Origin of the sequence: Rhodopseudomonas sp. (assembly GCF_048594845.1) — a bacterium.
In the GTDB taxonomy this organism is placed as follows: Bacteria; Pseudomonadota; Alphaproteobacteria; order Rhizobiales; family Xanthobacteraceae; genus Rhodopseudomonas.
Genome location: NZ_JBMDXE010000268.1, coordinates 1 through 3,162, shown reverse-complemented (window position 1 = coordinate 3,162; position 3,162 = coordinate 1). Strand labels below are relative to the sequence as shown.

Annotated in this window: 4 protein-coding genes; 2 read left to right on the top strand and 2 right to left on the bottom strand. The window is 65.1% G+C overall.

Annotated elements, in window-relative coordinates; all coding sequences use genetic code 11:
* Positions 1–464, bottom strand: a 464-nt coding sequence (locus tag ACOJTD_RS17435; protein ID WP_420134141.1) for an SDR family NAD(P)-dependent oxidoreductase, incomplete at its 3' end; no start/stop codon positions are given.
* Positions 465–572: 108 nt separating this feature from the next.
* On the opposite strand from ACOJTD_RS17435, the gene ACOJTD_RS17430 reads away from it, so the two are divergent.
* Positions 573–1,355 carry an SDR family oxidoreductase gene (locus ACOJTD_RS17430; RefSeq protein WP_420134140.1) on the top strand — a complete coding sequence of 261 codons (783 nt, stop codon included), beginning with the start codon at positions 573–575 and terminating at the stop codon, positions 1,353–1,355.
* Positions 1,356–1,373: 18 nt separating this feature from the next.
* On the opposite strand, the gene ACOJTD_RS17425 is transcribed toward ACOJTD_RS17430, so the two are convergent.
* Positions 1,374–2,003 (bottom strand): response regulator transcription factor, encoded by a 630-nt coding sequence (locus ACOJTD_RS17425; protein WP_420134139.1) that lies wholly within the window; start codon positions 2,001–2,003, stop codon positions 1,374–1,376.
* 338 nt (positions 2,004–2,341) lie between these two features.
* On the opposite strand from ACOJTD_RS17425, the gene ACOJTD_RS17420 reads away from it, so the two are divergent.
* Positions 2,342–3,162: tripartite tricarboxylate transporter substrate-binding protein (locus tag ACOJTD_RS17420; protein WP_420134138.1), on the top strand; the 821-nt coding region annotated here is incomplete at its 3' end.

Sequence of the window (3,162 nt, the reverse complement as noted above, 5' to 3'; positions counted from 1 at the left end):
AATTTCAGCACGCTCTGGCCAAGCACCGAGGCGATGTTGACGATGTTGCCGCCCTGCTGGCGCGCGATCATCCGCCGCGCCACTTCGGTGGCGAGGAAATACGCGCCCTTGAGGTTGGCGCCGATCACCTTGTCCCAGTCGGCTTCGCTGGTGTCGACCGCCAGCTTCTCGGTGGCGACGCCGGCGTTGTTGATCAGCACGGTGATCGGGCCGAGCGCCGCTTCGGCCTGATCGAGCGCGGCGGACATCGAGGCGAGATCGGTGACGTCCATCTGCACCGCGACGGCGCGCCCCCCCTTGTCCTTGATCTCCTGTTCGAGCGCTTTCAGCTTGTCGGTCTGCCGTGCGGCGAGCACGACCGCGGCGCCGCGCTCGGCGAGCACGCGGGCGAATTGCCGCCCGAGCCCCTGCGAGGCGCCGGTGACCAGAATGACTTCGTTGCTGACGTCGAACAGTTGATCCATGCCGCGTTTCCTGGTGATGCGTTATGCGTTGCCCTCCCCTTACCATGCCGGAGCGGGATGGCTAGAGTGCCGGCCTCACCGACATCGCCGACCATCCGGGAGTGAAACGTGGATCTGGGAATCAAGGGCCGCCGCGCGCTGGTGTGCGCATCGAGCAAGGGACTGGGACGCGCCTGCGCCGAGGCGCTCGCCGCCGAGGGCGTGCATGTGACGATGACGGCGCGCGGCGCCGAAGCGCTGGCCGCGGCCGCCGCCGCGCTGCGCAAGGCCTATCCGGATGTCGAGATCCTCGAGGTCGCCGGCGACATCACCACGCCTGAAGGCCGCGAGGCTGCGCTGAAAGCCTGCCCGGAGCCCGACATCCTCATCAACAATGCCGGCGGCCCGCCGCCCGGCAATTTCCGCAACTGGACCCGCGACGACTGGATCAAGGCGCTCGACGCCAACATGCTGACGCCGATCGAGCTGATCAAGGCGACCGTCGACAAGATGATCGAGCGCAAGTTCGGCCGCATCGTCAACATCACCTCGGCCGCCGTGAAGGCGCCGATCGACGTGCTCGGTCTGTCCAATGGCGCACGCACCGGCCTCACCGGCTTCGTCGCCGGCCTGTCGCGCAAGACGGTGCGGCACAATGTGACGATCAATGCGCTGTTGCCGGGCCCGTTCGACACCGACCGTCTGCGCGGCGTGGCCGCGGGTCAGGCCAAGGCGTCCGGCACCACGCCCGAACAGATCCTGCAGGCGCGGATGAACGAGAACCCCGCCGGGCGGTTCGGCGCCCCGGAGGAATTCGGCCTCGCCTGCGCGTTCCTGTGCGGCGCGCGGTCGGGCTACATCACCGGGCAGAACATCCTGCTCGACGGCGGCGCTTTCCCCGGCACGCTGTAACTGCGTCCGCCCGTGACGCTACGCCCTCGGCGCCGTCATCACGATGCGCACGAGGTCGGTGGCGTTGCGGGCGCCCAGCTTCTTCATGATATTGGCGCGGTGATATTCGATGGTGCGCGGGCTGATGCCGAGCTGGCGCCCCGCCTCCTTGTTGGTGTTGCCTGAAGCAAACAGCTCCAGCACCTCGCGCTCGCGCAGCGTCAGCGGCTCCTTGCCGGGGAAGTTATAGGACGGCGCCTTCGCCACCTTGCCGGGCTCCCGGCGGCGCTCGAACGCTTCGATCGCCTCCTCGACCCGGGTGACGATCTCCTTGCCGCGGAACGGCTTCTCGATGAAGTCGAGCGCGCCATTCTTGATGGCGTTGACCGCCATCGCGATATCGCCTTTTCCCGAGATCATGAAGATCGGCGCCGGATAATCCTCGGCGTGCAGCTCGGCCAGGATATCAAGTCCGGACCGGCCGGGAATATGAACATCCAGCAGAATACAGGCCGGGCTGCGACTGCGGGCGACGGACAACAGCGACTCGCCATCGGCAAAGCAGATCACTTCGTAGCCTGCGGCTGACAACACGATCGAGAGCGTTTCGCGGACGGCCGGATCGTCGTCGACAACGAAGACCTCCCCCCCAGACGGCTTCTCATTCATCGATCGACCTCCAAAACAGCTTTGAAACGAACGCAATTAACGCAACGGCCTCGTAGTACTCCGAGGAATCAACTTAACGCGCAGACAGAACTAAATCGTTACAATGAAATACGAAAACCAGAGAATGGCGGTGTCATCTGCTTCCGCCGCAGTTGAGCGGAGCGATCTCCCGTGAAAAACATCACTTCAAGATTCACGGTGCCGGACGCTTCCGTCCGCCGTCCGAGTGTCACGCTAATTGTTCGTCAGCGACATATTCATGAATGAGAACCTGTTGTTCGCATAGCACCATGAAGCAGATTCGAGCAAGCGCAGCAGCACTCAGGCTGACGGGGCGAGTGGACAACCCGCTCGGCTTGCTGCGCTGCATTGTGCTGTTCGTGCTGCTTGCGCCGCTGACGGTCGGCCCCGCCTTCGCAGCCTATCCGGCGCGGACCATCACCGTGATCGTGCCGTTTGCCACGGGCGGACCGACCGACACGGTTGCGCGGATCATCGGCGGCCATCTGTCGAAGACGCTGGGGCAGCAGGTGATCATCGAGAACGTGGTCGGAGCCGGCGGAACCACCGCCGCGATCCGGGCGATGCGGGCGCCGGCCGATGGCTACACGCTGATCATGGGTCAGATGGGAACGCATGGCAGCGCGCCTGCGGTCTATCCGCACCTGGCCTACGATCCGGCAAAAGACTTCGCGCCGATCGGCCTCGTTCTCGAAATTCCGACGGTGGTCATCGTCCGCAATGAGTTGCCGGTGCATACCCTCGCCGAGTTGATCGCTTATCTGCGTCAGCATCCCGACACCACGATGGGGCATGCCGGCGCCGGTTCCACTTCGCACGCGGCCTGCACACTGCTGGAAGCGACCGGCAATGTTCATTCGACCGCCAAGCCATTCCAGGGCACCGGCCCAGCTCTTCACGCGCTGCTCGAAGGCCGCGTCGACTACATGTGCGATCAGATCGTCAATTCGATCGATCGTGTCCGGGCGGGCGAGGTCCGCGCGCTTGTCATCGCCGCCGATCGGCGAAGCCCGTCGCTGCCCGACGTACCCACCGCTGCCGAGGCCGGCATGCCGGCCTTCGATATCTCGGCGTGGCATGCGCTGTTCGCGCCGAAGACCACGCCACCCGAACTGATCGAGCGGCTCAACGCCGCCCT

Bases quoted from the DNA above. Each gene is read 5' to 3' on its own strand.
- ACOJTD_RS17425 (WP_420134139.1), bottom strand. From the start codon at position 2,003: ATGAATGAGAAGCCGTCTGGGGGGGAGGTCTTCGTTGTCGACGACGAT.